Here is a 23,170-nt window from a genome sequence, read left to right on the forward strand (position 1 = left end):
TCAGAACTCCGCGTTGCCCGGCGCGCGCGGATAGGGGATCGCGTCGCGGATGTTGGACAGGCCGCAGACGTAGACCACCAGGCGCTCGAAGCCCAGGCCGAAGCCGGCGTGCGGCACCGTGCCGTAGCGGCGGAAGTCGCGGTACCAGCCGTAATGCGACGGATCCAGGCCGAACTGCGCCATGCGCGCGTCCAGCACGTCCAGGCGCTCCTCGCGCTGGCTGCCGCCGATGATCTCGCCGATGCCGGGCGCCAGCACGTCCATCGCCGCCACGGTGCGGCCATCGTCGTTCAGGCGCATGTAGAAGGCCTTGATGTGCTCGGGGTAGTTGGTCACCACCACTGGGCGGCCGACGTGTTCCTCGGTCAGCCAGCGCTCGTGCTCGGTCTGCAGGTCCAGGCCCCATTCGACCGGGAAGTCGAACTTCTTGCCGGACTTGCGCAGCAGCTCGATGGCATCGGTGTAGTCGATGCGCTCGAACGGCGCGTTGATGAACGCCTCCAGCTTGCTGATCGCGGTCTTGTCCACGCGCTCGGCGATGAAGCTCAGATCGTCCATGCGCTCGTCGAGCACGGCCTTGAACAGGTACTTGAGGAACTCCTCGGCCAGGCGCGCGTCCTCGGCCAGGTCGGCGAAGGCGATCTCCGGCTCGATCATCCAGAACTCGGCCAGGTGCCGGGTGGTGTTGGAGTTCTCGGCGCGGAAGGTCGGGCCGAAGGTGTAGACCTTGCTCAGGGCCAGGCAGTAGGCCTCGACGTTGAGCTGGCCCGACACGGTCAGGAAGGTCTCCTTGCCGAAGAAGTCGCGGCCGAAGTCCACCTCGCCGGCGGCGTTGCGCGGCAGGTTGGCAAGGTCCAGCGTGGAGACGCGGAACATCTGCCCGGCGCCCTCGGCGTCGGAGGTGGTGATGATCGGCGTGGAGATCCAGTTGAAGCCGTTCTCGTGGAAGAAGCGGTGCACCGCCTGGGCCAGGCAGTTGCGGATGCGGGTGACCGCGCCGAACAGGTTGGTGCGCGGGCGCAGGTGCGCCACCTCGCGCAGGAATTCCAGCGAGTGCGCCTTGGGCTGGATCGGGTAGGTCTCCGGATCCTCGACCCAGCCGACCACCTCGACCGACTCGGCCTGGATCTCGAAGCGCTGGCCCTGGCCCTGCGAGGCCACCAGGGTGCCGGTGGCGATCACCGCGCAGCCGGCGGTCAGGTGCTTCACCTCGGATTCGTAGTTGGGCAGGGTGTTGGGCGCCACGACCTGAATGGGGGCGAAGCACGAACCGTCGCTGACGTTGACGAAGGACAGGCCGGCCTTGGAGTCGCGCCGCGTGCGCACCCAACCGCGTACCGTCACCTCGCCGCCGGCCGGGAGCTTGCCCGCCAGCGCATGTTCGACGCTCACCACCGTCATGTCTTGAATCCCGGCCCGTTCGGCTCGATCTGAATGAACGGGCAAGTCTACCGTTTGCCGCACGCGCCGGGCACGCTCCGTTCGCTCCTTGGCGCGTTCGGCGCCGCAGGCACCGCCTTATAATTCCAGTCCGCAGCATCGCAGGCATCGCCATGGCCATCACCCTCACGCCTCTTGCCCACCAGCGCATCCAGCGCTTCGTCCAGTCCACGCCCGGCGCGCTGGGGCTGCGTTTCGGCGTGACCCGCACCGGCTGCTCCGGCTGGGGCCATGTGACCGACCTGGCCCGCGAGCAGCGCGAGGGCGACACCGTGTTCGAGCAGGACGGCGTGCGGATCTATGTCGATGCGGACAGCCTGCCGCTGGTGGACGGCACCCGGATCGACTTCGGCAAGCGCGGGCTGGGCGAGGAATTCCTGTTCGCCAACCCCAATGCGACGGCCGAATGCGGCTGCGGCGAGAGCTTCACCACCGACGCCAACGCGGCCTGAGGCATCAGGGAGCGCCAGGCGGGGCAGGGGGCAAACGCGTCGCTGACGCTACCTGCGCAGTCCTGGTGCCGGACTCAGGGTGCCGGGCAGGCGGCCGCCCGAATCGCACCCCATCTCCGCACGATTGCGCGCAACCCCTTGACCTGACATAATTTCCTGCTCCCTGCCGGCCGCCAGGCCGTCGGGGCTCTTGCTCCACCGCATCCGCGGGGGGCTGTCCGGCCGGCGGCACGCGCCTTCGGCCATCATCCGAAAGGGAACGACAATGCGTTTTTACGAAATCGTGTTCCTGGTCCACCCGGACCAGAGCGAGCAGGTGCCGGCCATGGTCGAGCGCTACAAGGGCATCATCGAGAACGGCAACGGCAAGATCGTGCGCCTGGAAGACTGGGGCCGCCGCCAGCTGGCCTATCCGATCCAGAACCTGGTCAAGGCCCACTACGTGCTGATGAACGTCGAAGTCGACCAGGCCACCCTGGCCGAGCTGACCGAGACCTTCCGCTTCAATGACGCCATCCTGCGTCACCTGATCATGAAGCGCGACGGCGACGTGGCCGACACCGAGATGTCGATCATCATGAAGAGCAAGGACGAGAAGGGCGACAAGCCCGAGCGCGGCGAGCGCCGCCGTCGCGACGACGATGGCGACAACGCCAAGTCCGACGACGATTCCGACTCCGCCGAAGCCGCCTAAGGAACCCTGACCATGTCCAAGTTCTTCCGTCGCCGCAAGTTCTGCAAGTTCACGGCCGAAGGTGTCAAGGAGATCGACTACAAGGATCTCAACACCCTGCGCCAGTACCTGACCGAGACCGGCAAGATCGTCCCCAGCCGCGTCACCGGCACCAAGGCGCGCTACCAGCGCCAGCTGCAGACGGCCGTCAAGCGCGCCCGTTTCCTGGCCCTGATCCCGTACACCGACAACCACGACGTCTGAGTGCGGAAGTGAGTGGCGGCTAGCGCCGCAAGATGGTGCGAAGTGAGAGAAGCCTCGGCTGTCGCTCACTTCTCACTCCTCTCCACTCACTCCTGCTTCAACGACACCCGTCCTATTCGGACAGCAACCGTTGCGGCGCTCCTGCGCCGCTAACGAATAACGGAGCAAAGAAATGGATCTGATCCTCCTGCAGAAAGTGACCAACCTGGGCGTCCTGGGCGACAAGGTCAGCGTCAAGCCGGGCTACGGCCGCAACTACCTGGTGCCGCAGGGCAAGGCCGTGCCGGCGACCGCCGCCAACGTGGCCGAGTTCGAGGCCAAGCGCGCCGAGTACGAAGCCAAGGCCAAGGCCATCCACGACGAGGCTTCCGGCCGCGCCGGCAAGTTCGAAGGCGCCAGCGTGACCGTCAAGGCCAACGCCTCGACCGAAGGCAAGCTGTTCGGCTCGGTCGGCCCGCGCGACATCGCCGAGGCCTTCACCGCCGCCGGCCTGCCGCTGGAGAAGAGCGAAGTGGTCATGGGCGAAGGCCCGCTGCGCAACATCGGCGAGTACGACGTGCTGCTGAAGCTGCACGCCGACGTGGAAACCACCGTCAAGGTGGTGGTCGAAGCCGAAGCCTGATCGCTCAGGCAACGCGGTTCGATAAGACGGGCGCCGCGAGGCGCCCGTTTTGTTTTGCGTTCTCTCACGAGCGAAGAATGCGACCCCTAGTCGTTGCGGGCTCCGGAAGGGCAGCGGTCCGGCGGCCACTGCCTGCCGAAGCGATGCCGCCCGAAGCCAGAACGCGCGCTCGCAGCCGCTGAGACGCGCAACGCACATCTTCTCCACCACTTGTCCACAGCCTTATGCATATCCGTCCCGCGGCTGGCTGACTAACATGGCCGTGCGCGTCGGCGCGTTCGTTCTTCGAGACCTGAAACCCCATGGCTGCACCCCGTCGCGATCGCGAGTTCCGTAACGATCCCACCGATGCGCGCATCGAACAGCTGCGCATGCCGCCGCACTCGATCGAGGCCGAGCAGGCGGTCCTGGGCGGGCTGATGCTGGTACCCGAGGCCTATGACCGGGTCAACGACAAGCTCACCCCGAACGACTTCTACCGCCGCGACCACCAGCTGATCTATCGCGCCATCAGCGAGCTGGCCGAGCGCAGCCGCCCGTTCGACGCGGTGACCCTGGGCGAATGGTTCGAAGGGCAGGGCCAGTCGGACCTGATCGCCGGCGGCGCCTACCTGATCGAACTGGCCAGCTCCACGCCCTCGGCCGCCAACATCACCGCCTACGCCGAGATCGTCCGCGACAAGGCGGTGATGCGCCAGCTGATCGACGTGGGCACCGAGATCGTCAACAACGGCTTCCAGCCCGAAGGCCGCGAGAGCGCCGAGCTGCTGGCCGCGGCCGAGCAGAAGGTGTTCGCCATCGCCGAGGCCGGCGCGCGCGGGCGCAGCGACTTCGTGGCCATGCCCAACGCGTTGAAGGACGCGTTCTCGGTGCTGCAGGACCGCTACAACAACGGCGGCACCATCACCGGCCTGCCCACCGGCTATACCGAGTTCGACGGCATGACCGCCGGCCTGCAGCCGACCGACCTGATCATCCTGGCCGCGCGTCCGGCCATGGGCAAGACCACCTTCGCGCTGAACATCGCCGAATACGCGGCGATCAAGTCGAAGAAGGCCGTGGCCGTGTTCTCGATGGAAATGTCCTCGGCGCAGCTGGCCTTGCGCCTGATCTCCTCCAACGGGCGCATCAACGCCCAGCGCCTGCGCAACGGCCAGCTGGAGGACGAGGACTGGAGCCGGGTCACCGCGGCCATCCGCATGCTCAAGGAGACCAAGATCTTCATCGACGACACCCCGGGCCTGTCGCCCGAGGTGCTGCGCTCCAAGTGCCGCCGGCTCAAGCGCGAGCACGAGCTGGGCCTGATCGTGATCGACTACCTGCAGCTGATGAGCGTGCCGGGCAACAGCGAGAACCGCGCCACCGAGATCTCCGAGATCAGCCGCTCGCTCAAGGGCCTGGCCAAGGAACTCAACGTGCCGGTGATCGCCCTGTCCCAGCTCAACCGCTCGCTGGAAACGCGCACCGACAAGCGTCCGGTGATGGCCGACCTGCGCGAATCCGGCGCCATCGAGCAGGACGCGGACATGATCGTGTTCATCTACCGCGACGACTACTACAACAAGGAAAATTCGCCGGACAAGGGCCTGGCCGAGATCATCATCGGCAAGCACCGCGGCGGCCCGACCGGCTCGTGCAAGCTGAAGTTCTTCGGCGAGTACACCCGCTTCGACAACCTCGCGCACGACTCGGTGGGCAGCTTCGAGTAACACCGTCGGCGCGCGGCTTCACCGCCCCGCGCCGGCCGGGTGTGCACCATCGCGGCCTTCTCCTTCCGCCCCAAGGCCCGCATGCCCGCCGCACTGGTCTGGTTCCGCAACGATCTGCGCCTGGCCGACAATCCAGCCCTGCACATGGCGCTGGAGGCCGGCTTCGATCCGGTTCCGGTCTACATCCACGCCCCGCACGAGGAAGGCCGCTGGGCGCCCGGCGCGGCGTCCAATGCCTGGCGCCACCGCTCGCTCAAGGCGTTGAGCGCCGATCTGCACGCACGCGGCTCGCGCCTGGTCGTGCGCCAGGGCGACAGCAGCCGGGTGCTGGAGGCGCTGATCGCGCAGAGCGGGGCGCAGGCGCTGTTCTGGAACCGCAAGTACGAGCCGGTCACCCAGCCACGCGATGCGGCGATCAAGCAGGCATTGAAGGATCAGGGCTTCGATGCGCGCAGCTGCAACGCCGCGCTGCTGGCCGAGCCCTGGGACGTGACCACCAAGAGCGGCGGGCCGTACAAGGTGTTCACCCCTTACTACCGCAGCGTGCTGGCCGCGCTGCCGCGGCGTGCGCTGCAGGACGCGCCGCGCACGCTGCCGCCGGTGCCCGCCGCCATCGGCAGCGAAGGCGTCGACGCGCTCGGCCTCAAGCCGCGGCTGGGCTGGGATGCGGGCTTCTGGGCGCAGCACCAGCCCGGCGAAGCCGGCGCGCACGAGGCACTGGAGGTCTTCGTCGACGGGGCGCTGTCGGGCTATCTCGACCAGCGCGACCTGCCGGACCGGACCGGCACCTCGCAGCTGTCGCCGCACCTGCACTTCGGCGAGATCGCGCCCTGGCGGGTGGTCGCGCGGCTGGAGCAGGTGCGCAGCGCCAGGCTGGAGCGCGACATCGAGGGCTTCATCCGCCAGCTGGTGTGGCGCGAGTTCGCCTACCACCTGATGCACCACTTCCCGCACACGATCGAGGACAACCTCAATCCGCGCTTCGACGGCTTCCGCTGGGCCAGGGTCGATGCCAGCCGCATGCAGGCCTGGCAGCGCGGCCGCACCGGCGTGCCCATCGTCGATGCCGGCATGCGCCAGCTGTGGCAGACCGGCGTGATGCACAACCGCGTGCGCCTGCTCGTGGCCAGCTATCTGACCAAGCACCTGCGCGTGCACTGGCTGGAAGGGGCGCGCTGGTTCTGGGACACGCTGATCGATGCGGACCTGGCCAACAACACGCTGGGCTGGCAATGGGTGGCGGGCACCGGCGCCGACGCCTCGCCGTACTTCCGCATCTTCAATCCGGTGACCCAGGCGCAGAAGTTCGACCCGAAGGCGCGCTACATCACCCGCTGGGTGCCGGAACTCGAAGCGCTGCCGCTGCAGGCGCGTTTCGCCCCGTGGGAATCGCCCGACCTGCTCGAACGCCTGGCACCGGACTATCCGCGCCAGCCGCTCGTCGACCTGTCCGAAGGGCGCGAGGCCGCGCTGGCGGCCTATGCGGCGACGCGTTGAACCTGACAGGAATTTCGCGCCGCTGAACCGGTCCGGGCTCACCGGCGTGCGATTCATCGGAGTTTGTCGCCGTTGGCGTTAGCGTGCGCACACCGCAACAACCCGGACCACCCCCGGAAAGGCCTCTTACCGTGAACACTTCCAAGCTGCTGTCCCGCACGCTGCTGTGCGGCGTCCTGTCCGCCACCGTGCTGACGGGCTGCGCCACCTACACCGGCCAGACCAGCGATCCCAACGATCCCAACCGCACCCGCAACAACGCGCTGATCGGCGCCGGCATCGGCGCGGCGGTGGGCCTGCTCAGCGGCCACGACGCGACCTCGCGCCGCCAGCACGCGTTGATCGGCGCCGGCGTCGGCGGCCTGACCGGTGGCGCGATCGGCGTCTACCAGGATCGCCAGGAAGCCGAGCTGCGGCGCCAGACCGCCGGCACCGGCATCGACGTCAGCCGCAACGGGGATGTCATCAAGCTCAACCTGCCGGACGGGGTGACCTTCGACTTCGGCAAGTCCGCGCTCAAGCCGCAGTTCTATCCGGCGCTGAACAATGTCGCCGCCACGCTGAAGGAGTTCAACCAGACCATCGTGGAGGTCAGCGGGCACACCGACAGCGTGGGCAGCGATGCGGTCAACCAGACCCTGTCCGAGGCGCGCGCCAATTCGGTCGCCGACTACCTGATCGGCCAGGGCCTGATGCGTCAGCGCTTCGAGGTGATCGGCATGGGCAAGCGCTATCCGATCGCCAGCAACGATACCGACGCCGGTCGCGCGCAGAACCGTCGCGTCGAGATCCGCGTGCTGCCGGTCGAGCAGGGCGGCTGACGCGCGAACTTCCGCACGCATTGCTGGACACAACGGGCCGCGCACGCGGCCCGTTGTGCTTTGGATGCCGCGGCCGCCGGCGCTTTTGGTGGCGCCATCCACGCGATGGAAAACAGCGTGCGACCAGTTCGATGTTGCGGCGCGTCATAATGCACGGCCTTCCGCATCCGCCCAGGCATCTCCATGGCCTCCACGCCCAGGCCCGGCGCCGCGCCGGCCGCGCCCGTGTCCCGCCGCGTCTACGTGCTGATCCTCTTCGCCCTGTCGATGGGCGGCTTTGCGATCGGCGTGGGCGAGTTCGCCTCGATGGGCCTGATGCCGCATATCGCCCGCGGCCTGTCGATCAGCGAGCCGCAGGTCGGCCATCTGATCAGCGCCTATGCGCTGGGCGTGGTGGTGGGCGCGCCGGTGCTGGCGATCCTGGGGGCGCGCCTGCCGCGACGCACGCTGCTGCTGCTTCTGATGGGGTTCTACGCCTTGGGCAACCTGGCCAGCGCGCTGGCGCCGAACTATGGCGTGGGGCTGGTGTTCCGCTTCATCGCCGGGCTGCCGCATGGCGCCTACTTCGGCGTGGCGGCGCTGGTGGCCGCCTCGATGAGCCCGGCCGACCGTCGCGCGGCCGCGGTCAGCCGGGTCATGCTCGGCCTGTCGGTGGCGATGCTGGTCGGCAACCCGCTGGCGACCTGGCTGGGCCAAGTGCTGAGCTGGCGCTACGCCTATGGGCTGGTGGGCGCGCTCGCGTTGCTGACCGTGGCGCTGGTCGCGGCCCTGCTCAAGCCGGATCCGAACGAACCGCGGCAGGACCCGCTGCGCGAGCTGCGCGATTTCCATCGTCCGCAGGTCTGGTACGCACTGGCGATCGGGGCGATCGGCTTCGCCGGCATGTTCTGCGTGTTCTCCTACTTGGCGCCGACGCTGCTCGAGGTGACCCGCCTGGACGAGCGCTGGGTGCCGGTGGCAATGATGGCCTTCGGCGTCGGTGGCATCCTCGGCAACGTCGGCGGCGGCTGGCTGTTCGACCGGCTGCAGTTCCGCGCCACGCCGGTGGTGCTGGCCTGGTCGACGGCGGTGCTGCTGCTGTTCCCGGCCAGCGCGCATTCGGTCTGGACGCTGCTGCCGGCGGTGGTCGCCGTCGGCACGATGGTCAGCCTGGCGCCCGTGCTGCAGACCCGGCTGATGGACGTGGCCTCCAGCGCGCAGACCCTGGCGGCCGCGTCCAACCACGCCGCCTTCAACGTCGCCAACGCGCTGGGGCCGTGGCTGGGCGGCCTGGCGATCGGCGCCGGGCTGGGCTGGACGGTGACCGGTTACGTCGGCGCGGCGACCGCGGCCGCCGGCCTGGTGCTCTACGGGCTGGCGCGCCGGTCCGAGCGGCGTGAGGCGGGCGGGGCGACGGCGGACATGCCGTGCTGAGGCCTGCGCAGCCGACCCTGCGCCACCGCAACGCCGCAGCACGCGCGTCCGAAACGACCGCGGTGCTGCGCTGCGGGATGCAATCCGTCATCCGGTATGCGAAATTTCAATCGATCTAAATCGGTTGAACAGGGCCAGATGGCGATTCAGAACCATGTCCTCGGCGGCAGCGCGCACATCCGTGCCGCAACCTGCGCGCCGCTTGCGCCGCCGACGCGCACGGCCATCATGAAAGCCCGTATCGTGCCGTCTCCTTCCGCGGACCACCCGCATGCCGCATGACGTCCCACCCGGCCGCCCGGCCGCGCTTGTCTGCTTCGGTGAAGTGCTGATCGACCTGCTGGCCCAGCCGCCGGTCGAAGGCCAGCCCCGTGCCTTCGAACAGTACGCCGGCGGCGCACCCGCGAACGTGGCCGTCGCCGCGGCGCGTCTGGGCGCGGACAGCCAGTTCGTGGGCATGCTCGGACAGGACATGTTCGGCGATTTCCTGCACGAGGCGCTGGCGGGCTTCGGCGTGGGCGTGGCGCACACCGTGCGCACCGCACAGGCCAAGACCGCGCTGGCCTTCGTGGCGCTGGACGAATCCGGCGAACGCAGCTTCAGCTTCTACCGCCCGCCGGCGGCGGACCTGCTGTTCCGCGCCGAGCACTTCGACGCCGGCTGCCTGGCGCGCGCCGATGTCTTCCACTTCTGTTCCAACAGCCTTACCGATGAGGACTGCGCGCAGGCCACCTTCGCCGGCGCGCGGCGCGCGGGCGAGGCCGGCGCAGTGGTGAGCTTCGATCTCAACCTGCGTCCGGCTCTGTGGCCGGAGGCGGTCGATCCGACACCCACGCTGTGGGAAGGCCTCGCGCTGGCGCAGGTCGTCAAGCTCTCGCGCGAGGAGCTGCAGTTCCTCGCCGGCCACGATGCGCAGGCCGAAACCGGCGTCATCCAGCGCCTGCTGGCCGGGCGCACCGAGCTGCTGGTGATCACCGACGGCCCGGGCGAGGTGGTGTGGACCACGCGCCATGCGCAGGGCCGGGTGTCCGGTTTCACCGTGCAGGTGCGCGACACCACCGCCGCCGGCGACGCCTTCGTCGGCGGGCTGCTGGTGCGGCTGGTCGAACTGGGCGGAGCGGGGGAGGGCTTCACCGCGTTCTGCGCCGACCCGACGCGCGTGGAGGAAGCCGTGCGCTTCGGCACCGCCACCGGCGCGCTGGCGGTCACGCGCAAGGGCGCGTTCGCGGCCATGCCCACGCGCGCCGAAGTCCTGTCTTTGCTGTGAGGAATCCGATGGACGCTGCCCCCGTACCCGACTTCCGCTCCACCGAATTCCTGCGCGGCCACATCGCGCAGACGATGGCCTTCTACCACCCGCGCGCGATCGATCCGGCCGGCGGCTTCTTCCAGTACTTCAAGGACGACGGCACCGTCTACGACGCCGGCCATCGCCACCTGGTCAGCAGCACGCGCTTCGTCTTCAACTACGCCATGGCCTGGCGCGAGTTCGAGCTTCCCGAGTACCGCGAGGCGATGCTGCACGGCCTGCGCTACCTGCGCCAGGTGCACCGCAACCCGGCCAACGGCGGCTATGTCTGGACCCTGCGCGACGGCGTGCCGGAGGACACCACCAACCACTGCTACGGCGTGGCCTTCGTGCTGCTGGCCTACGCCTGCGGGCTGAAGGCCGGCGTGGAAGAGGCGCGTGGCTGGATGGACGAGACCTGGGACCTGCTCGAGCAGCGCTTCTGGGAGGCCGGCCCCGGCCTGTACCGCGACGAGGCCGACGCCGACTGGAACTTCAGCCCATACCGCGGCCAGAACGCCAACATGCACATGTGCGAGGCCATGCTCGCCGCCTGGCAGGCCAGCGGCGAGCGCCGCTACCTAGACCGCGCCCTGCTGCTGGCCGACCACATGACCCGCCGCCAGGCGGCCAAGGCCGGCGGCCTGGTGTGGGAGCACTACGACACCGACTGGAACGTGGACTGGGAATACAACAAGGACAATCCCAAGCACCTGTTCCGCCCCTGGGGCTTCCAGCCCGGCCACCAGACCGAATGGGCCAAGCTGCTGCTGATCCTGGACCGCGAGCTGGACGGCGGCATCGACTGGCTGGTGCCGACCGCGCGCCACCTGTTCGACACCGCCGTGGCGCGCAGCTGGGACGATAAGCGCGGTGGGCTGTACTACGGCTTCGCGCCCCTGGTGACGCCGCTGCCCGCCGACAGCGGCGACATCGCACAGCAACCCACCCAGGTCTGCGACGACGACAAGTACTTCTGGGTGCAGGCCGAAAGCCTGGCCGCCGCCGCCCTGATCGCCCTGCGCACGGGCGATGCGAGCTACTGGGACTGGTACGACCGCCTGTGGCGGTTCTCGTGGGCGCACATGATCGACCATGCCTATGGCGCCTGGTACCGCATCCTGGATGCGGACAACCGCAAGTACAGCGACGAGAAGAGCCCGGCCGGCAAGACCGACTACCACACCATGGGCGCCTGCTACGAAGTCATGGACCAGCTGCGCACCCACGGCGCCGGCTGATCCGCGGCCGGGTCGCTTCCCTAGCGCTCGCAGAAGCCGGTCGGATGCCAGGCGCCGCCCGGGACGATGGCCGGCGCACCTTGCGGCGCCAGAATGAGGACCAGGTTGCGGCGTCCATGTGGCATGGCCTGCAGATGCGGGCCCGCGGTCACGATGTAGGTCTGCCCCGCAGCGAGCACCCGTCGATCAGTCGGCGTTTCAATGCGATGGCCCGGAAACGAAGAAGGCCGCCCTCGCAGGCGGCCCGACTCGTTGAATCCTTCAAGTGTTTGGTGGAGGTGGGGGGAATTGAACCCCCGTCCGAAGGCACTCCATGCCCGGTACTACATGCTTAGCTCACCGTTGGATCTCGCCCCGGAGCAGCACGGCGTGCGAAGCGCACCCCAGGACCAGCCTGTTTTGGTTAAGCGATGACTGACAGGCAGCCGTCAACGCCGGTTCCGTGATAATGACCCTACATCCACGAGCACGGGCACAAGTGGGTTCGGGGCTTACGCCTTAAGCGGCGAGAGCGTAGTTGTCGTCGTTGGCAACTATGATTTTGCCGCTGGATTTACGAGGAAAGCTGCCCCCTCGGCATGCACCAGACAATTTCGCAACCCCCGTCGAAGCCAGTGCACCCCCGGTTCGAACTGGGTCGGAAGATCGTTCCGATGCATCCAGTGTAGGGGCGCAGGACACCGGTCACAAGGCGTGCGACGCGGCCCGGTTAGCCTGCGGTGGCCTGACCGCACCGGCCCAGCGCCGGCGTTGGCATGGAAATCCCCGGCAGGAGACGCGCATGGCCCGCAAGCCCCCGGCCCGCAAGGCCGCCCCGTCCACGTCCTCGACCCGGCGCAAGGGCGCCGCCGCCAGCAAGGCCGCGGCCGCCCCGCCGGAGACGCCGCTGGCGCGCAGCGGCTACATGGCCGGCGCCCAGGGCAAGGCGATGACCGTGGTCTACATCCACGGCATCGGCAACAAGCCGCCGGCCGAGGTGCTGCGCTGCCAGTGGGACCAGGCCCTGTTCGGCCGGGCGATGGGCGAGCGCACGCGCATGGCCTACTGGGTGGACCGCAAGCGCTATCCGGTGCCCGAGGCCGGCACCTGCAGCGATCGCGACGAGGGCCCGACCATCAGCCAGGCCGAGCAGCGCGTGCTGTCCGCCTTCGGCCTGCCGCCGGCCGGGGGCGATCTGCATGCGCTGGTCGATGCGCTGGCGCAGACCCCGCAGCAGCGCGCCCAGCTGGAAGCGGTGCTGGACCAGGTCCAGGACGGTGCGGCGCTCGAGGCCACCGCCGGTCCCGGCGCGCGCGGCCTGTGGTCGGGGCTGAACGAGATCCTGCTGCGGCTGGTCTCGGCCGCGCTGCTGCAGGATGTGCACGATTTCTTCTTCGTCCCGGCGCGGCGCGCGGCGATGGAGGACAGCCTGCGCGAGCGGCTGCTGTCCGGCGGCGGGCCGTTCGTCGTGGTGGCCCACAGCCAGGGCTCGATGATCGCCTACGAGGTGCTGCGCAAGCTCAAGGCCAGCCAGTGCGATGTCGCGCTGCTGCTGACCATCGGCTCGCCGCTGGGGCTGCCGGCGGTGCGCAGCATGTTCAAGCAGGACATCAAGCAGAAGAAGCTGCCGTTCCCGCCGTGCGTGCGCGCCTGGTTCAATGTCGCCGACCGCCGCGATCCGGTCGCGCTGGATGCCGACCTGTCCGACGACATCGCCGGCGCCGACGGCCGCTTCAGCAACTACGCCGCGCCGGGCATCAACCCGGACGGGCCGCGCAATCCGCATTCGGGCTCTGGCTACCTGTCCATCGCGCAGGTGCGCAGCCGGGTCCGCGACGTGGTGGGGGCCGGCTTCGACCAGCCGGTGACCAGCACCGTGGTGCTCAAGGACCTGTCCGACCGGATGGAGGCGAGGGGTGGGGCGACGCGGCACGAGGTGCTGATCGAACTGGACCAGCTGCCCTCCGGCCTGCGCCCGGCCGAGGTCAAGGCGGACCTGGTGGCGCGGATCCGGGCGCTCGCCGGCCCGCAGACCGGGCTGTCGGGGGAGGCACTGGACGAGAAGCTCGTGCTGGAGGACACGCTCGACCGCTTCGTGTCGGCGCAGCTGACGCGTTTCGAGATCGAATCGCTGCGCAACGACTTCAAGGCGCTGAGCTTCAAGCGGCTATGGCGCGACGCGGGCAAGCGGGCGCTGCTGGACCGCTCGCGCAGCGTGATCCAGGCCGACGCCGCGCAGAGCGCCTATCACGCGCTGGGGCAAGGCATCGGCTGGGCGGTGCTGGACACCGGGATCGCCGCCGGCCATCCGCACTTCTACCAGGCCGGCAAGCGCGACCTGGTGCCGGCGCAGTGGGACTGCACGGTGCGCGGCGCGCCGAAGCTGTTGCGGCGCGCGGACGGACGCGCCTTCACCCACATGGACCGCAGCGGGCACGGCACGCATGTGGCCGGCATCATCGCCGGGCAGTGCAGCGCGCCGTATCCGGGGCAGGACGGTGGAGCGAAGGTCGCGTTCACCGCGATCGCGCCGCAGGCGCAGCTGTACGGCTTCAAGGTGCTCGACGATGAAGGACGCGGGCGCGATTCGTGGATCATCAAGGCGATCCAGCAGGTCGCCAGGATCAACGACGAGGCCGGGCAGCTGGTGATCCACGGCGTCAACCTGAGCCTGGGCGGCTGGTTCGATGCAGAAAGCTATGGCTGCGGCTTCACCCCGCTGTGCAACGAGCTGCGCCGGCTGTGGCGGCAGGGCGTGGTGGTGGTGCTGGCGGCCGGCAACGAGGGCCTGGCCTGGCTGGTCCAGCAGGACGGCGTGCCGCTGGCGGCCAACATGGACATGACCATCGGCGACCCGGCCAACCTGCAGGAGGCCATCGCGGTGGGATCGGTGCACAAGACCAATCCGCACAGCTACGGCGTGTCGTACTTCTCCTCCAAGGGCCCGACGGCCGACGGGCGCTGCAAGCCGGACGTGGTGGCCCCGGGCGAGAAGATCATCTCGGCGCACTACGACTACCGCCTGCGCGAGCCGTCCACCTGGATGCTGGAAATGAGCGGCACCAGCATGGCCGCCCCGCACGTGTCCGGGCTGGTGGCCGGCTTCCTGTCGGTGCGGCGCGAGTTCATCGGCGCGCCCGACCGGGTCAAGGCGCTGCTGATGGCGCACTGCACCGACCTCGGACGCGATCGCTACATGCAGGGCTGCGGCGTGCCCAACCTGGTCAAGATGCTGGCGGCGACCTAGGCTGCCGGAAGCGCTCGCTTGGCGAAAAGAGCGGGGCGGAACACCGCCCCCGGCTGCCGGGCCTCAGGCGTCGCGGTTGTGCCGGCGCATCACGCGCTGCTTGTCGCGCGCCCACTCGCGGTCCTTCTCCGAGGCGCGCTTGTCGTGGGTCTGCTTGCCCTTGGCCAGCGCCAGCTCCAGCTTGACCTTGTTGCCCTTCCAGTACATCGCGGTGGGGATCAGGGTGTAGCCGTCGCGCTCGACCTTGCCGATCAGCGAATCGATCTCGCGCCGATGCAGCAGCAGCTTGCGGGTGCGGCGGTCGTCGGCGACGACGTGGGTGGAGGCCTGGATCAGCGGGGTGAACTGCGCGCCGAACAGGAACAGCTCGCCTTGACGCACCACCGCGTAGCTTTCGCCGATGTTGGCGCGGCCGGCGCGGATCGATTTCAGCTCCCAGCCCTGCAGCGACAATCCGGCCTCCATGCGCTGTTCGAGGTGGTACTCGTGGCGCGCGCGCTTGTTCAGCGCGATGGTGCCCGTGCTGTTTGCTTTATCCTTGTCCGACTTCTTTGCCATCCGTCCATTGTCGCCGATGGAGCCGGTCGGGGCGAGCCCGCCCCGTTCTCCGCTCCTCGCACCCCCTACACGATGCCCACCATCCGCCGCAGCGCCCTGGTCGAACATCCGGCCGAGTACATGTTCGATCTGGTCAACGACGTCCGCGCGTATCCGCGCCGCTTCAGCTGGTGCGACCGGGCCGAGGTGATTTCCGCCGACGAGGACCACATGGTGGCGCGGCTGGACCTGGGCCTGGGCGCGCTGCGCACCTGGTTCACCACCGAGAACACGCTCGAGCGCCCGCGGCGCATCGACATGCAGCTCAAGGATGGTCCGTTCCGCAGGCTGCACGGGCTGTGGGAGTTCCAGGCGCTGGGCGAGGGCACCAGCAAGGTCAGCCTGACGCTGGAGTTCGAACCGTCCAGCCGCCTGCTGGGGCCGGCGTTCACGCTGGGGTTCCAGAGCCTGGCCGATCGCATGGTGGACGATTTCGTGCGCACCGCCGACCGCGGCGATTGAGGCGATGAAGATCGAGGTGGTGCTGGCCTGGCCGCGGCATTACCGCGCCGCGACGCTGGACCTGCCCGAGGGCGCCTGCGTGGCCGATGCGCTGCGCGAGGCCCGGCTACAAGGCCAGGACCAGGCCACGGGCGTGGCGGTGTTCGGCGTGCAGGCCACGCCGCAGACGCCATTGCACGCGGGCGATCGGGTGGAGCTGCTGCGCCCGCTGCAGGTCGATCCGAAGGACGCCCGCCGGCGCCGCGCGGCGACGCCCTAGGGCGATGCGCTCAGGCGCGGATCAGCCGCCGCCTTTCTTCTTCTTGTCCTTGGCCAGGTTGGGGCCGAACTGGCGCATGCTGTTGCGGGCCAGTTCCTCGTCCTGGTTGGGGAAGTAGTCGCCTTCCCACTTGCTGACCGCATCGCCATCGAAGAACACGGTGAAGTTCTTCATCTGGGTGCGGCCCAGGCGGTCGGTGCGCTCGGTGGCGGTGTAGTCCCAGCGCTGGGCATGGAAGGGGTCGGCCACCGACGGGGTGCCCAGCAGGGCCAGGACCTGCTGCTTGCTCTGGCCCACGGCCAGCTTGTCCACGTCCTGCTGGCGCAGCAGGTTGCCCTGGTAGATCGGCTGCTTGTAGATGATGCCGCAACCGGAAGTGGCCAGGCCAAGGGCGGCGATAAGCAGGAATTTGCGCATGAAGGACGGGTCTGCGAAGGTCGGGAACAAGCACGCCGATGATACACTGCGCCGCATCGCCGCGACCCAACCGCAAGGCAGCTGGCGTTAAACCGCCAATGAATGGGAGCCCTACGATGGAATCGCTCGATCTGCGCAAGGTCGGCCTGAAGGTCACGCATCCGCGCCTGCGCATCCTGGCGCTGCTGGAAGAAGCCAAGCCGCGCCACATGACCGCCGAGGACATCTACCGCGCGCTGATGGGCGTGGGCGATGAGATCGGCCTGGCCACGGTCTACCGGGTGCTGACCCAGTTCGAGGCCGCCGGCCTGGTGCTGAAGCACAACTTCGAGGGCGGCCAGGCCGTCTACGAGCTGGACCGCGGCGAACACCACGACCACATGGTCGACATCGATACCGGCAAGGTCATCGAGTTCTCCAGCGACGAGATCGAGGCGCTGCAGGAGAAGATCGCCGCCGAGCACGGTTACGAGATCGAGGAACACTCGCTGGTGCTGTACGTGCGCAAGAAGCGCAAGTAAGCCGCCTGCGGGATGGGTTTGAAGGCCGGGGCATCCCGGCCTTTTTTTTGGTCGTTCTCGATTGGGGGCGCCTCTCCCGGGCGCTGCGGCCTCGGAAGGGCAGCGGTCCGGCGGGCGGCGTCCGTTTTTCCCTCCATCAGGGCATCCTGACCCGATTAGGGCGCTCGGCGTCCTGTCTCGCTCGTCACGGTCACCGCCTGCCGGCCCGCTGCCGCGCACTTCATGTCGGGGACTTCGGGTCGAACCCCGAACGGAGTCCTGCTTCGTCAGCCGCTGGCCTCGGCCTGGCCGGTTAGGTCGAGCGCGAGCCTGGACGGTGCGCGTGCCGCGTCAGGTGCAATCAGTCCTTGCGGAATGCCGACCCCATTCTCCCGGGGGAGCCGCCATGGCGGCGATGGGCTCTACCGGGAAGGCCTCATCGCCGCCATAGGGGCTCCCACCGAAGCATGAGGTGCGGTCAAGCCGCTTCCAGCCCGGAGCCAGCCGTAGGTGGGGACCTGGCCGAGACGCCGCGCCCGGCGGGGGGCGACTGGTCGGCGGAGTCGGCTTTTCGCCACGCCGGCTCATCGCGTCGATCAGCCCGCGCCCTCACTTAAGGCGAAGAACCCACTTTTCCTGGCCGCATCCAGGGGCGCGTCAGTCGACCGCTTCGAGCAGCTTGCCGGCGGCGGCGCGCGCCTCGGCGCTGACCTGGACGCCGCCGAGCATGCGGGCGAGCTCTTCGCGGCGCGCGTCGGCGTCGAGGGACTCAACCGAGGACTGGGTCATGCCGTCCACCGGCGCCTTGCTGACGCGGTAGTGGGCGTGGCCCTGGGCGGCGACCTGCGGCTGGTGGGTCACGCACAGCACCTGGCGCGCGCGGCCCAGGTCGCGCAGCTTCTTGCCGACGATGTCGGCCACCGCGCCGCCGATGCCCGAGTCGACCTCGTCGAACACCATGGTCGGCACCGCGTCGGAGCCCAGCGCGGCCACCTCGATGGCCAGCGAGATGCGCGAGAGCTCGCCGCCGGAGGCCACCTTGCGCAGCGGCCGCGGCGGCTGGCCGGCGTTGGCCGCCACCAGCAGTTCGACCCGCTCGGCGCCCTGGGCGTCGGGGCGCTCGGCGTCGACGGGTTCGAGCTGGACCTCCAGCTTGCCGCCGCCCATGCCCAGTTCGCCGATCAGGGCGCTGGCCTGCCTGGCCAGGCTGGCCGCGGCCTTGGTGCGGACCTTGGTCAAGGCCGCGGCGGCGGCCTTCCAGGCCTGGCGGGCGGCTTCGATCTCGGCGTTCAGGCCGGCCAGGCGCTCGCCGGCGCCGCGCAGGCCGTCCAGTTCCTGTTCGATGCGGGTGGCGACCTCGTCGAGCTGTTCGGGCGCGACGCGGTGCTTGCGGGCCAGGTCGTGCAAACGGCCCAGGCGGCGCTCGGCGCGCTCGAACTGGACCGGGTCCACGTCCAGGTCGTCGCGGACCTGGTTGAGCAGGGCGAGGGCTTCCTGCAGCTGGATCTGGGCGCTGTCCAGCAGGCTGTCGACCTCGCCCAGGCGCGGTTCGTGGCTGAGCACGCGCGCCAGTTCGGCGCGGGTCTGCAGCAGCAGGCGGCTGGCCGAGGGGCCCTCGTCGCCCGACAGCCGTGCCAGGCCGTCCTCGCAGGCCTGGATCAGGCTGGAGGCGTGGGCCTGGCGGCGGTGCTGCTGGGACAGGGCCTCGATGGCCTCCAGGCCGAGGTCCTCGGCGCGCAGCTCGTCGAGCTGGTGCTGCAGGTAGTTGAGCCGGTCGGAGACATCGCCCTGCGCGGTCAGCCGCTCGCGCTCGGCCAGCAGCGCCGACCAGGCGGCCGCGGCCTGGCGCACCTTGGCCAGCTGCGGCGCGCTGCCGGCGAAGGCGTCCAGCAGGTCCAGCTGGCGCGGCTTGGACAGCAGCGCCTGGTGCTCGTGCTGGCCGTGGATCTCCACCAGCAGGCCGGCCAGTTCGGCCAGCTGCGAGACCGGCACCGCGCGGCCGTTGATCCAGGCGCGCGAGCCGCCGTCGGCGCGCAGGACCCGGCGCAGCTGGCAGGCGCCGGCCTCGTCCAGGGCGTGCTCGGCCAGCCAGTGCAGGGCAGGGGCGGCCGGCGCCAGGTCGAACTCGGCCGACAGCTCGGCGCGCTGGGCGCCGTGGCGGACCACGCCGGCGTCGGCGCGCGCGCCGGACAGGAAGCCCAGCGCGTCGACCAGCAGCGACTTGCCGGCGCCGGTCTCGCCGGAGATCACCGTCATGCCGGGGCCGAATTCCAGGTCCGTGGCGCGCACCACGGCGAAGTCCTTGATGGTCAGGTGTCGGAGCATAGTGACCGGCATTGTAGGGGCAGCCGGCGCACCGGTTGAGACGCGCGCGCGCCGGTTGCAAGGCAGGCGGCGGGGCGCTATCTAACGCCTCATGAAGCCCTCAAGTCCGGACCTCGATGCGCGCTCGCGGCAGCTGCTGCGCACCCTGATCGCCCGCTACATCCAGGATGGCGAGCCGGTCGGCTCGCGCACGCTGGCCCAGCACGCCGGGCTGGACGTCAGCCCGGCCACGATCCGCAACATCCTGGCCGACCTGGAGGACGCCGGGCTGCTGGCCTCGCCGCATACCTCGGCCGGGCGCATTCCCACCCCGCAGGGCTACCGGGTGTTCGTCGACAGCCTGGTGCAGATGCAGCCGCTGGCCGAGCGCGAGGTCGCGCGCCTGCGGGCCGAGCTGCCGGCCGGCACCGGGACCCAGGCGCTGCTGGGCAACGCCTCCGAGCTGCTGTCGGCCATGACCCGCTTCGTCGGCGTGGTCGGGGCGCCGCGGCGCGAGCAGTTCGCCTTCCGCCACATCGACTTCGTGCCGCTGGACGGGCGCCGGGTGCTGGCGATCGTGGTGTTCGCCGACAGCGAGGTGCAGAACCGGGTGATCGAGCCGCGGCGCAGCTTCGACCCGTCCGAGCTGGAGCGCGCGGCCAACTACCTCAACCACCATTTCGCCGGCCGCCCGATCGCCGACATCCGCGCCACGCTGCTGCGCGAACTGCGCGCGGCGCGCTCGGAGATGGAGGGCCTGCTGGCCCACGCGGTCGAGCTGGCCGACCATGCGCTGACCCCTTCCGACGACGACATGGTGCTGGCCGGGCAGACCCGGCTGATGGGCGTGCAGGACCTGTCCGACCTGGACCGCCTGCGCGAGCTGTTCGAAGCCTTCGCCCGCAAGCGCGAGATCCTGCAGCTGCTGGAGCGCACCATGAACGCGCCGGGCGTGCGCATCTTCATCGGCGAGGAGACCGGCCTGGCGCCGCTGGATGGCATGTCGCTGGTGGCCGCCCCGTACCGGGCCCAGGCCAGCGGCCAGGTGCTGGGCGTGCTGGGCGTGATCGGGCCCTCGCGCATGGCCTACCAGACCGTGATTCCGGTGGTGCAGGCGGCGGCCGATGCGCTCGGCGCGGCAATGCTGCGTCCCGGCGATGACTTGAATCCGTCCGCGCCGACCCCATAGGTGGGGCTTGCGGCGGACATGCGACCGCCAGGACGGAAAACGAGAGACATGACTTCCAACGAACATCCGGGCGGCGACCAGGCCGCCGCGCACCCCGACGCCCAGGCTTCCACCGAGGAGCTGCTGCAGGCCGAACTGCAGACCCTGCGCAACGAACTGGACCAGCTGCGCGCTTCGGTCCTGCTTGAGCGCGCGGACCTTGAGAACCAGCGCAAGCGCGTGGCCCGCGACGTCGACAACGCCCGCAAGTTCGCCAACGAGAAGCTGCTGAACCAGCTGCTGCCCGTGTTCGACAGCCTGGACGCCGGCCTGACCGCCGCAGGCACCGAGCCCAGCCCGCTGCGCGACGGCCTGGAGCTGACCCAGAAGCAGCTGCTCAAGGTCGCCGACGACAACGGCCTGACCGTCCTCGACCCGGTCGGCAAGCCCTTCGATCCCGAGCACCACCAGGCCATCAGCCAGGCCGATGCCAACGGCGCCGCGCCGGGCAGCGTGCTGCAGGTGTTCCAGAAGGGCTACCTGCTCGGCGGCCGCCTGCTGCGCCCGGCCCTGGTGGTCGTGGCGCGCCACGACTGACCCCGTCCGGCCCTGTCCGGATCGAGATTTTGTGTTCCATGGGCGCTTGAAGCCCACCATCACATCCCTATATCGGGTTCATCGGCAGGCGCGATCCGCCCGCCACACCCCGACAACCACGCTTCCTAACGGAGTCACATCATGGGCAAGATCATCGGCATCGACCTCGGCACGACCAACTCGTGCGTGGCGATCATGGAGGGCGGCAAGGCCCGCGTCATCGAGAATTCCGAGGGCGACCGCACCACGCCTTCGATCGTGGCCTACACCAAGGACGGCGAAGTCCTGGTCGGCGCCTCGGCCAAGCGCCAGGCGGTCACCAATCCCAAGAACACCTTCTACGCGGTCAAGCGCCTGATCGGCCGCAAGTTCACCGACGCCGAAGTCAAGAAGGACCTAGACCTGGTGCCGTACACCATCCTGGCCCACGACAACGGCGATGCCTGGGTGGCCACCGCCGACGGCAAGAAGATGGCCCCGCAGGAGATCTCCGCCCGCGTGCTGGAGAAGATGAAGAAGACCGCCGAGGACTTCCTGGGCGAGAAGGTCACCGAGGCGGTCATCACCGTGCCGGCCTACTTCAACGACAGCCAGCGCCAGGCGACCAAGGACGCCGGCCGCATCGCCGGGCTGGACGTCAAGCGCATCATCAACGAGCCCACCGCCGCGGCCCTGGCCTACGGCCTGGACAAGGGCGACACCAAGGACCGCAAGGTTGCCGTGTACGACCTGGGCGGCGGCACCTTCGACGTGTCGATCATCGAGATCGCCAACGTCGACGGTGAGAAGCAGTTCGAAGTGCTGGCCACCAACGGCGACACCTTCCTGGGTGGCGAGGACTTCGACGCGCGCGTCATCGACTATCTGGTGGACGAGTTCAACAAGGACCAGGGCATCGACCTGCGCAAGGACCCGCTGGCTCTGCAGCGTCTGAAGGACGCCGCCGAGCGCGCCAAGATCGAGCTGTCCTCCTCGCAGCAGACCGAGGTCAACCTGCCGTACGTCACCGCCGATGCCTCCGGTCCCAAGCACCTGAACATCAAGCTGACCCGCGCTAAGCTGGAGGCCCTGGTCGACGACCTGATCAAGAAGTCGATCGAGCCGTGCCGCACCGCGCTCAACGACGCCGGCCTGCGTGCCAGCGACATCAGCGAGGTGATCCTGGTCGGCGGCCAGACCCGCATGCCCAAGGTGCAGTCGGCCGTGGCCGAGTTCTTCGGCAAGGAGCCGCGCAAGGACGTCAACCCCGACGAGGCCGTGGCGCTGGGCGCCGCGATCCAGGGCGGCGTGCTGGCCGGCGACGTCAAGGACGTGCTGCTGCTGGACGTGACCCCGCTGTCGCTGGGCATCGAGACCCTGGGCGGCGTGTTCACCAAGATCATCGAGAAGAACACCACCATCCCGACCAAGGCCTCGCAGACCTTCTCCACCGCCGAGGACAACCAGTCGGCCGTGACCGTGCACGTGCTGCAGGGTGAGCGCGAGCAGGCCCGCTTCAACAAGTCGCTGGCCCGCTTCGACCTGTCCGGCATCGAGCCGGCCCCGCGCGGCCTGCCGCAGGTGGAGGTGTCCTTCGACATCGACGCCAACGGCATCCTGCACGTGTCGGCCAAGGACAAGAAGACCAACAAGGAGCAGAAGGTCGAGATCAAGGCCGGTTCGGGCCTGTCCGACGAGGAGATCCAGCGCATGGTCGCCGATGCCGAGGCGCATCGCGACGAGGACAAGAAGTTCCAGGAGCTGGTCGGCGCCCGCAACCAGGCCGACGCGCTGATCCACGCGACCCGCACGGCGATCACCGAGCACGGTGCCAAGGTCGGCGGCGATGTGATCGGCAAGGTCGAGGCCGCGCTGGCCGACCTGGAAACGGCGATGAAGGGCGACGACAAGGCCCAGATCGAGGCGCGCTCCAAGGCGCTGGAAGAGGCCGGGCAGTCGCTGTACGCCGCCGCCGCGGCGGGCGAGCAGGGTGCTCCGGGTTCGGACGCCGGTGCCCAGCAGGCCCGCGGTGCGGCCGACGACGTGGTCGACGCCGAGTTCACCGAGGTCAAGGACGACAAGAAGTAAGCCGGGATTCGGGATTGGGGATTGGGGATTCGCAAAGGCCTTGGCCTGCGGATCCCCGCCTGCCGATCCTTGTCCCATCTGCGGTGCATAAAAGCGGAAGAGACAGGATCTCTCCGCTTTTGCCTTTAACGAATCCCGATTCCCGAATCCCCG

At 69.2% G+C, this 23,170-nt stretch carries 21 protein-coding genes and 1 other RNA gene; 17 read left to right on the forward strand and 5 right to left on the reverse strand.

Annotated features, from left to right (window positions below; all coding sequences use genetic code 11):
* Window positions 1–1,401, reverse strand: a complete 1,401-nt coding sequence (asnS, locus tag LAJ50_RS10020; protein WP_130522649.1) for an asparagine--tRNA ligase — start codon at window positions 1,399–1,401, stop codon at window positions 1–3.
* A 152-nt stretch (window positions 1,402–1,553) separates the two neighbouring features.
* Here asnS and LAJ50_RS10025 point away from each other — a divergent pair, with 152 nt between their 5' ends.
* The 10 genes from LAJ50_RS10025 (at window position 1,554) to LAJ50_RS10070 (ending at window position 11,420) form a co-directional block, all read left to right on the forward strand.
* Window positions 1,554–1,892: an iron-sulfur cluster assembly accessory protein gene (locus tag LAJ50_RS10025; protein ID WP_138651094.1), complete on the forward strand. Its 339-nt coding sequence runs from the start codon at window positions 1,554–1,556 to the stop codon at window positions 1,890–1,892.
* A 265-nt stretch (window positions 1,893–2,157) separates the two neighbouring features.
* Window positions 2,158–2,586 (forward strand): 30S ribosomal protein S6, encoded by a 429-nt coding sequence (rpsF, locus tag LAJ50_RS10030; protein ID WP_130551976.1) that lies wholly within the window; start codon window positions 2,158–2,160, stop codon window positions 2,584–2,586.
* A gap of 12 nt (window positions 2,587–2,598) precedes the next feature.
* The gene (gene rpsR / locus LAJ50_RS10035; RefSeq protein WP_093137332.1) at window positions 2,599–2,829 is read left to right on the forward strand and encodes a 30S ribosomal protein S18; all 231 of its coding nucleotides are present in this window, start codon (window positions 2,599–2,601) and stop codon (window positions 2,827–2,829) included.
* A gap of 172 nt (window positions 2,830–3,001) precedes the next feature.
* Entirely contained in the window at window positions 3,002–3,451 is a 450-nt protein-coding gene (rplI, locus tag LAJ50_RS10040; protein ID WP_130518196.1) for a 50S ribosomal protein L9, read from the forward strand.
* Window positions 3,452–3,753: 302 nt separating this feature from the next.
* Window positions 3,754–5,160, forward strand: coding sequence for a replicative DNA helicase (locus tag LAJ50_RS10045; RefSeq protein WP_130551975.1), 1,407 nt, complete (start codon window positions 3,754–3,756; stop codon window positions 5,158–5,160).
* Window positions 5,161–5,241: 81 nt separating this feature from the next.
* Window positions 5,242–6,657, forward strand: a complete 1,416-nt coding sequence (locus LAJ50_RS10050) for a deoxyribodipyrimidine photo-lyase (RefSeq protein ID WP_138651093.1) — start codon at window positions 5,242–5,244, stop codon at window positions 6,655–6,657.
* A gap of 131 nt (window positions 6,658–6,788) precedes the next feature.
* Entirely contained in the window at window positions 6,789–7,478 is a 690-nt protein-coding gene (locus LAJ50_RS10055) for an OmpA family protein (RefSeq protein WP_224096291.1), read from the forward strand.
* Between the two features lie 183 nt (window positions 7,479–7,661).
* Entirely contained in the window at window positions 7,662–8,891 is a 1,230-nt protein-coding gene (locus LAJ50_RS10060) for an MFS transporter (protein ID WP_138651092.1), read from the forward strand.
* A gap of 271 nt (window positions 8,892–9,162) precedes the next feature.
* Window positions 9,163–10,158, forward strand: a complete 996-nt coding sequence (locus tag LAJ50_RS10065; RefSeq protein ID WP_130551972.1) for a carbohydrate kinase — start codon at window positions 9,163–9,165, stop codon at window positions 10,156–10,158.
* An 8-nt stretch (window positions 10,159–10,166) separates the two neighbouring features.
* A complete protein-coding gene (locus LAJ50_RS10070) occupies window positions 10,167–11,420 on the forward strand; it encodes an AGE family epimerase/isomerase (protein ID WP_130551971.1) in 1,254 nt (417 codons plus the stop codon).
* 270 nt (window positions 11,421–11,690) lie between these two features.
* Here LAJ50_RS10070 and ssrA read toward each other — a convergent pair.
* Window positions 11,691–12,044, reverse strand: a transfer-messenger RNA (tmRNA) gene (gene ssrA / locus LAJ50_RS10075).
* Window positions 12,045–12,324: 280 nt separating this feature from the next.
* Here ssrA and LAJ50_RS10080 point away from each other — a divergent pair.
* Complete coding sequence (locus LAJ50_RS10080) at window positions 12,325–14,646, forward strand: S8 family peptidase (RefSeq protein WP_224096568.1); 2,322 nt, start codon at window positions 12,325–12,327, stop codon at window positions 14,644–14,646.
* Between the two features lie 63 nt (window positions 14,647–14,709).
* Here the strand turns inward: LAJ50_RS10080 and smpB are convergent, their stop codons facing one another.
* A complete protein-coding gene (gene smpB, locus LAJ50_RS10085) occupies window positions 14,710–15,204 on the reverse strand; it encodes an SsrA-binding protein SmpB (protein ID WP_130518223.1) in 495 nt (164 codons plus the stop codon).
* A gap of 72 nt (window positions 15,205–15,276) precedes the next feature.
* Here smpB and LAJ50_RS10090 point away from each other — a divergent pair, with 72 nt between their 5' ends.
* Both LAJ50_RS10090 and LAJ50_RS10095 read left to right on the forward strand, forming a co-directional pair.
* Window positions 15,277–15,705 carry a type II toxin-antitoxin system RatA family toxin gene (locus LAJ50_RS10090; RefSeq protein WP_130551969.1) on the forward strand — a complete coding sequence of 143 codons (429 nt, stop codon included), beginning with the start codon at window positions 15,277–15,279 and terminating at the stop codon, window positions 15,703–15,705.
* Between the two features lie 4 nt (window positions 15,706–15,709).
* Window positions 15,710–15,964 carry an RnfH family protein gene (locus LAJ50_RS10095; RefSeq protein WP_130551968.1) on the forward strand — a complete coding sequence of 85 codons (255 nt, stop codon included), beginning with the start codon at window positions 15,710–15,712 and terminating at the stop codon, window positions 15,962–15,964.
* A gap of 21 nt (window positions 15,965–15,985) precedes the next feature.
* Here LAJ50_RS10095 and bamE read toward each other — a convergent pair whose 3' ends face one another.
* Entirely contained in the window at window positions 15,986–16,381 is a 396-nt protein-coding gene (bamE, locus tag LAJ50_RS10100; RefSeq protein ID WP_130551967.1) for an outer membrane protein assembly factor BamE, read from the reverse strand.
* Window positions 16,382–16,497: 116 nt separating this feature from the next.
* On the opposite strand from bamE, the gene fur reads away from it, so the two are divergent.
* On the forward strand, window positions 16,498–16,902 hold the full coding sequence (gene fur, locus LAJ50_RS10105) for a ferric iron uptake transcriptional regulator (RefSeq protein WP_130522640.1): 405 nt from the start codon (window positions 16,498–16,500) through the stop codon (window positions 16,900–16,902).
* A 636-nt stretch (window positions 16,903–17,538) separates the two neighbouring features.
* Here the strand turns inward: fur and recN are convergent.
* Window positions 17,539–19,206 carry a DNA repair protein RecN gene (gene recN, locus LAJ50_RS10110; protein ID WP_138651090.1) on the reverse strand — a complete coding sequence of 556 codons (1,668 nt, stop codon included), beginning with the start codon at window positions 19,204–19,206 and terminating at the stop codon, window positions 17,539–17,541.
* Between the two features lie 91 nt (window positions 19,207–19,297).
* Between recN and hrcA the strand changes: the two genes are divergently transcribed.
* The 3 genes from hrcA (at window position 19,298) to dnaK (ending at window position 23,017) form a co-directional block, all read left to right on the forward strand.
* A complete protein-coding gene (gene hrcA / locus LAJ50_RS10115; RefSeq protein WP_130531546.1) occupies window positions 19,298–20,374 on the forward strand; it encodes a heat-inducible transcriptional repressor HrcA in 1,077 nt (358 codons plus the stop codon).
* A 48-nt stretch (window positions 20,375–20,422) separates the two neighbouring features.
* Complete coding sequence (grpE, locus tag LAJ50_RS10120) at window positions 20,423–20,950, forward strand: nucleotide exchange factor GrpE (protein ID WP_130551964.1); 528 nt, start codon at window positions 20,423–20,425, stop codon at window positions 20,948–20,950.
* A gap of 141 nt (window positions 20,951–21,091) precedes the next feature.
* Entirely contained in the window at window positions 21,092–23,017 is a 1,926-nt protein-coding gene (gene dnaK, locus LAJ50_RS10125) for a molecular chaperone DnaK (RefSeq protein WP_138651089.1), read from the forward strand.
* Window positions 23,018–23,170: the final 153 nt, after the last annotated feature.

The sequence above is a fragment of the Pseudoxanthomonas sp. X-1 genome, from assembly GCF_020042665.1.
Taxonomy (GTDB): domain Bacteria; phylum Pseudomonadota; class Gammaproteobacteria; order Xanthomonadales; family Xanthomonadaceae; genus Pseudoxanthomonas_A; species Pseudoxanthomonas_A spadix_A.

Excerpts from the sequence above, each read along its gene's own strand:
- asnS (WP_130522649.1), bottom strand. The coding sequence starts at position 1,401 with ATGACGGTGGTGAGCGTCGAACATGCGCTGGCGGGCAAGCTCCCGGCC.
- LAJ50_RS10025 (WP_138651094.1), top strand. The coding sequence starts at position 1,554 with ATGGCCATCACCCTCACGCCTCTTGCCCACCAGCGCATCCAGCGCTTC.
- rpsF (WP_130551976.1), top strand. The coding sequence starts at position 2,158 with ATGCGTTTTTACGAAATCGTGTTCCTGGTCCACCCGGACCAGAGCGAG.
- rpsR (WP_093137332.1), top strand. The coding sequence starts at position 2,599 with ATGTCCAAGTTCTTCCGTCGCCGCAAGTTCTGCAAGTTCACGGCCGAA.
- rplI (WP_130518196.1), top strand. The coding sequence starts at position 3,002 with ATGGATCTGATCCTCCTGCAGAAAGTGACCAACCTGGGCGTCCTGGGC.
- LAJ50_RS10045 (WP_130551975.1), top strand. The coding sequence starts at position 3,754 with ATGGCTGCACCCCGTCGCGATCGCGAGTTCCGTAACGATCCCACCGAT.
- LAJ50_RS10050 (WP_138651093.1), top strand. The coding sequence starts at position 5,242 with ATGCCCGCCGCACTGGTCTGGTTCCGCAACGATCTGCGCCTGGCCGAC.
- LAJ50_RS10060 (WP_138651092.1), top strand. The coding sequence starts at position 7,662 with ATGGCCTCCACGCCCAGGCCCGGCGCCGCGCCGGCCGCGCCCGTGTCC.
- LAJ50_RS10065 (WP_130551972.1), top strand. The coding sequence starts at position 9,163 with ATGCCGCATGACGTCCCACCCGGCCGCCCGGCCGCGCTTGTCTGCTTC.
- LAJ50_RS10070 (WP_130551971.1), top strand. The coding sequence starts at position 10,167 with ATGGACGCTGCCCCCGTACCCGACTTCCGCTCCACCGAATTCCTGCGC.
- LAJ50_RS10080 (WP_224096568.1), top strand. The coding sequence starts at position 12,325 with ATGGCCGGCGCCCAGGGCAAGGCGATGACCGTGGTCTACATCCACGGC.
- smpB (WP_130518223.1), bottom strand. The coding sequence starts at position 15,204 with ATGGCAAAGAAGTCGGACAAGGATAAAGCAAACAGCACGGGCACCATC.
- LAJ50_RS10090 (WP_130551969.1), top strand. The coding sequence starts at position 15,277 with ATGCCCACCATCCGCCGCAGCGCCCTGGTCGAACATCCGGCCGAGTAC.
- LAJ50_RS10095 (WP_130551968.1), top strand. The coding sequence starts at position 15,710 with ATGAAGATCGAGGTGGTGCTGGCCTGGCCGCGGCATTACCGCGCCGCG.
- bamE (WP_130551967.1), bottom strand. The coding sequence starts at position 16,381 with ATGCGCAAATTCCTGCTTATCGCCGCCCTTGGCCTGGCCACTTCCGGT.
- fur (WP_130522640.1), top strand. The coding sequence starts at position 16,498 with ATGGAATCGCTCGATCTGCGCAAGGTCGGCCTGAAGGTCACGCATCCG.
- recN (WP_138651090.1), bottom strand. The coding sequence starts at position 19,206 with ATGCTCCGACACCTGACCATCAAGGACTTCGCCGTGGTGCGCGCCACG.
- hrcA (WP_130531546.1), top strand. The coding sequence starts at position 19,298 with ATGAAGCCCTCAAGTCCGGACCTCGATGCGCGCTCGCGGCAGCTGCTG.
- grpE (WP_130551964.1), top strand. The coding sequence starts at position 20,423 with ATGACTTCCAACGAACATCCGGGCGGCGACCAGGCCGCCGCGCACCCC.
- dnaK (WP_138651089.1), top strand. The coding sequence starts at position 21,092 with ATGGGCAAGATCATCGGCATCGACCTCGGCACGACCAACTCGTGCGTG.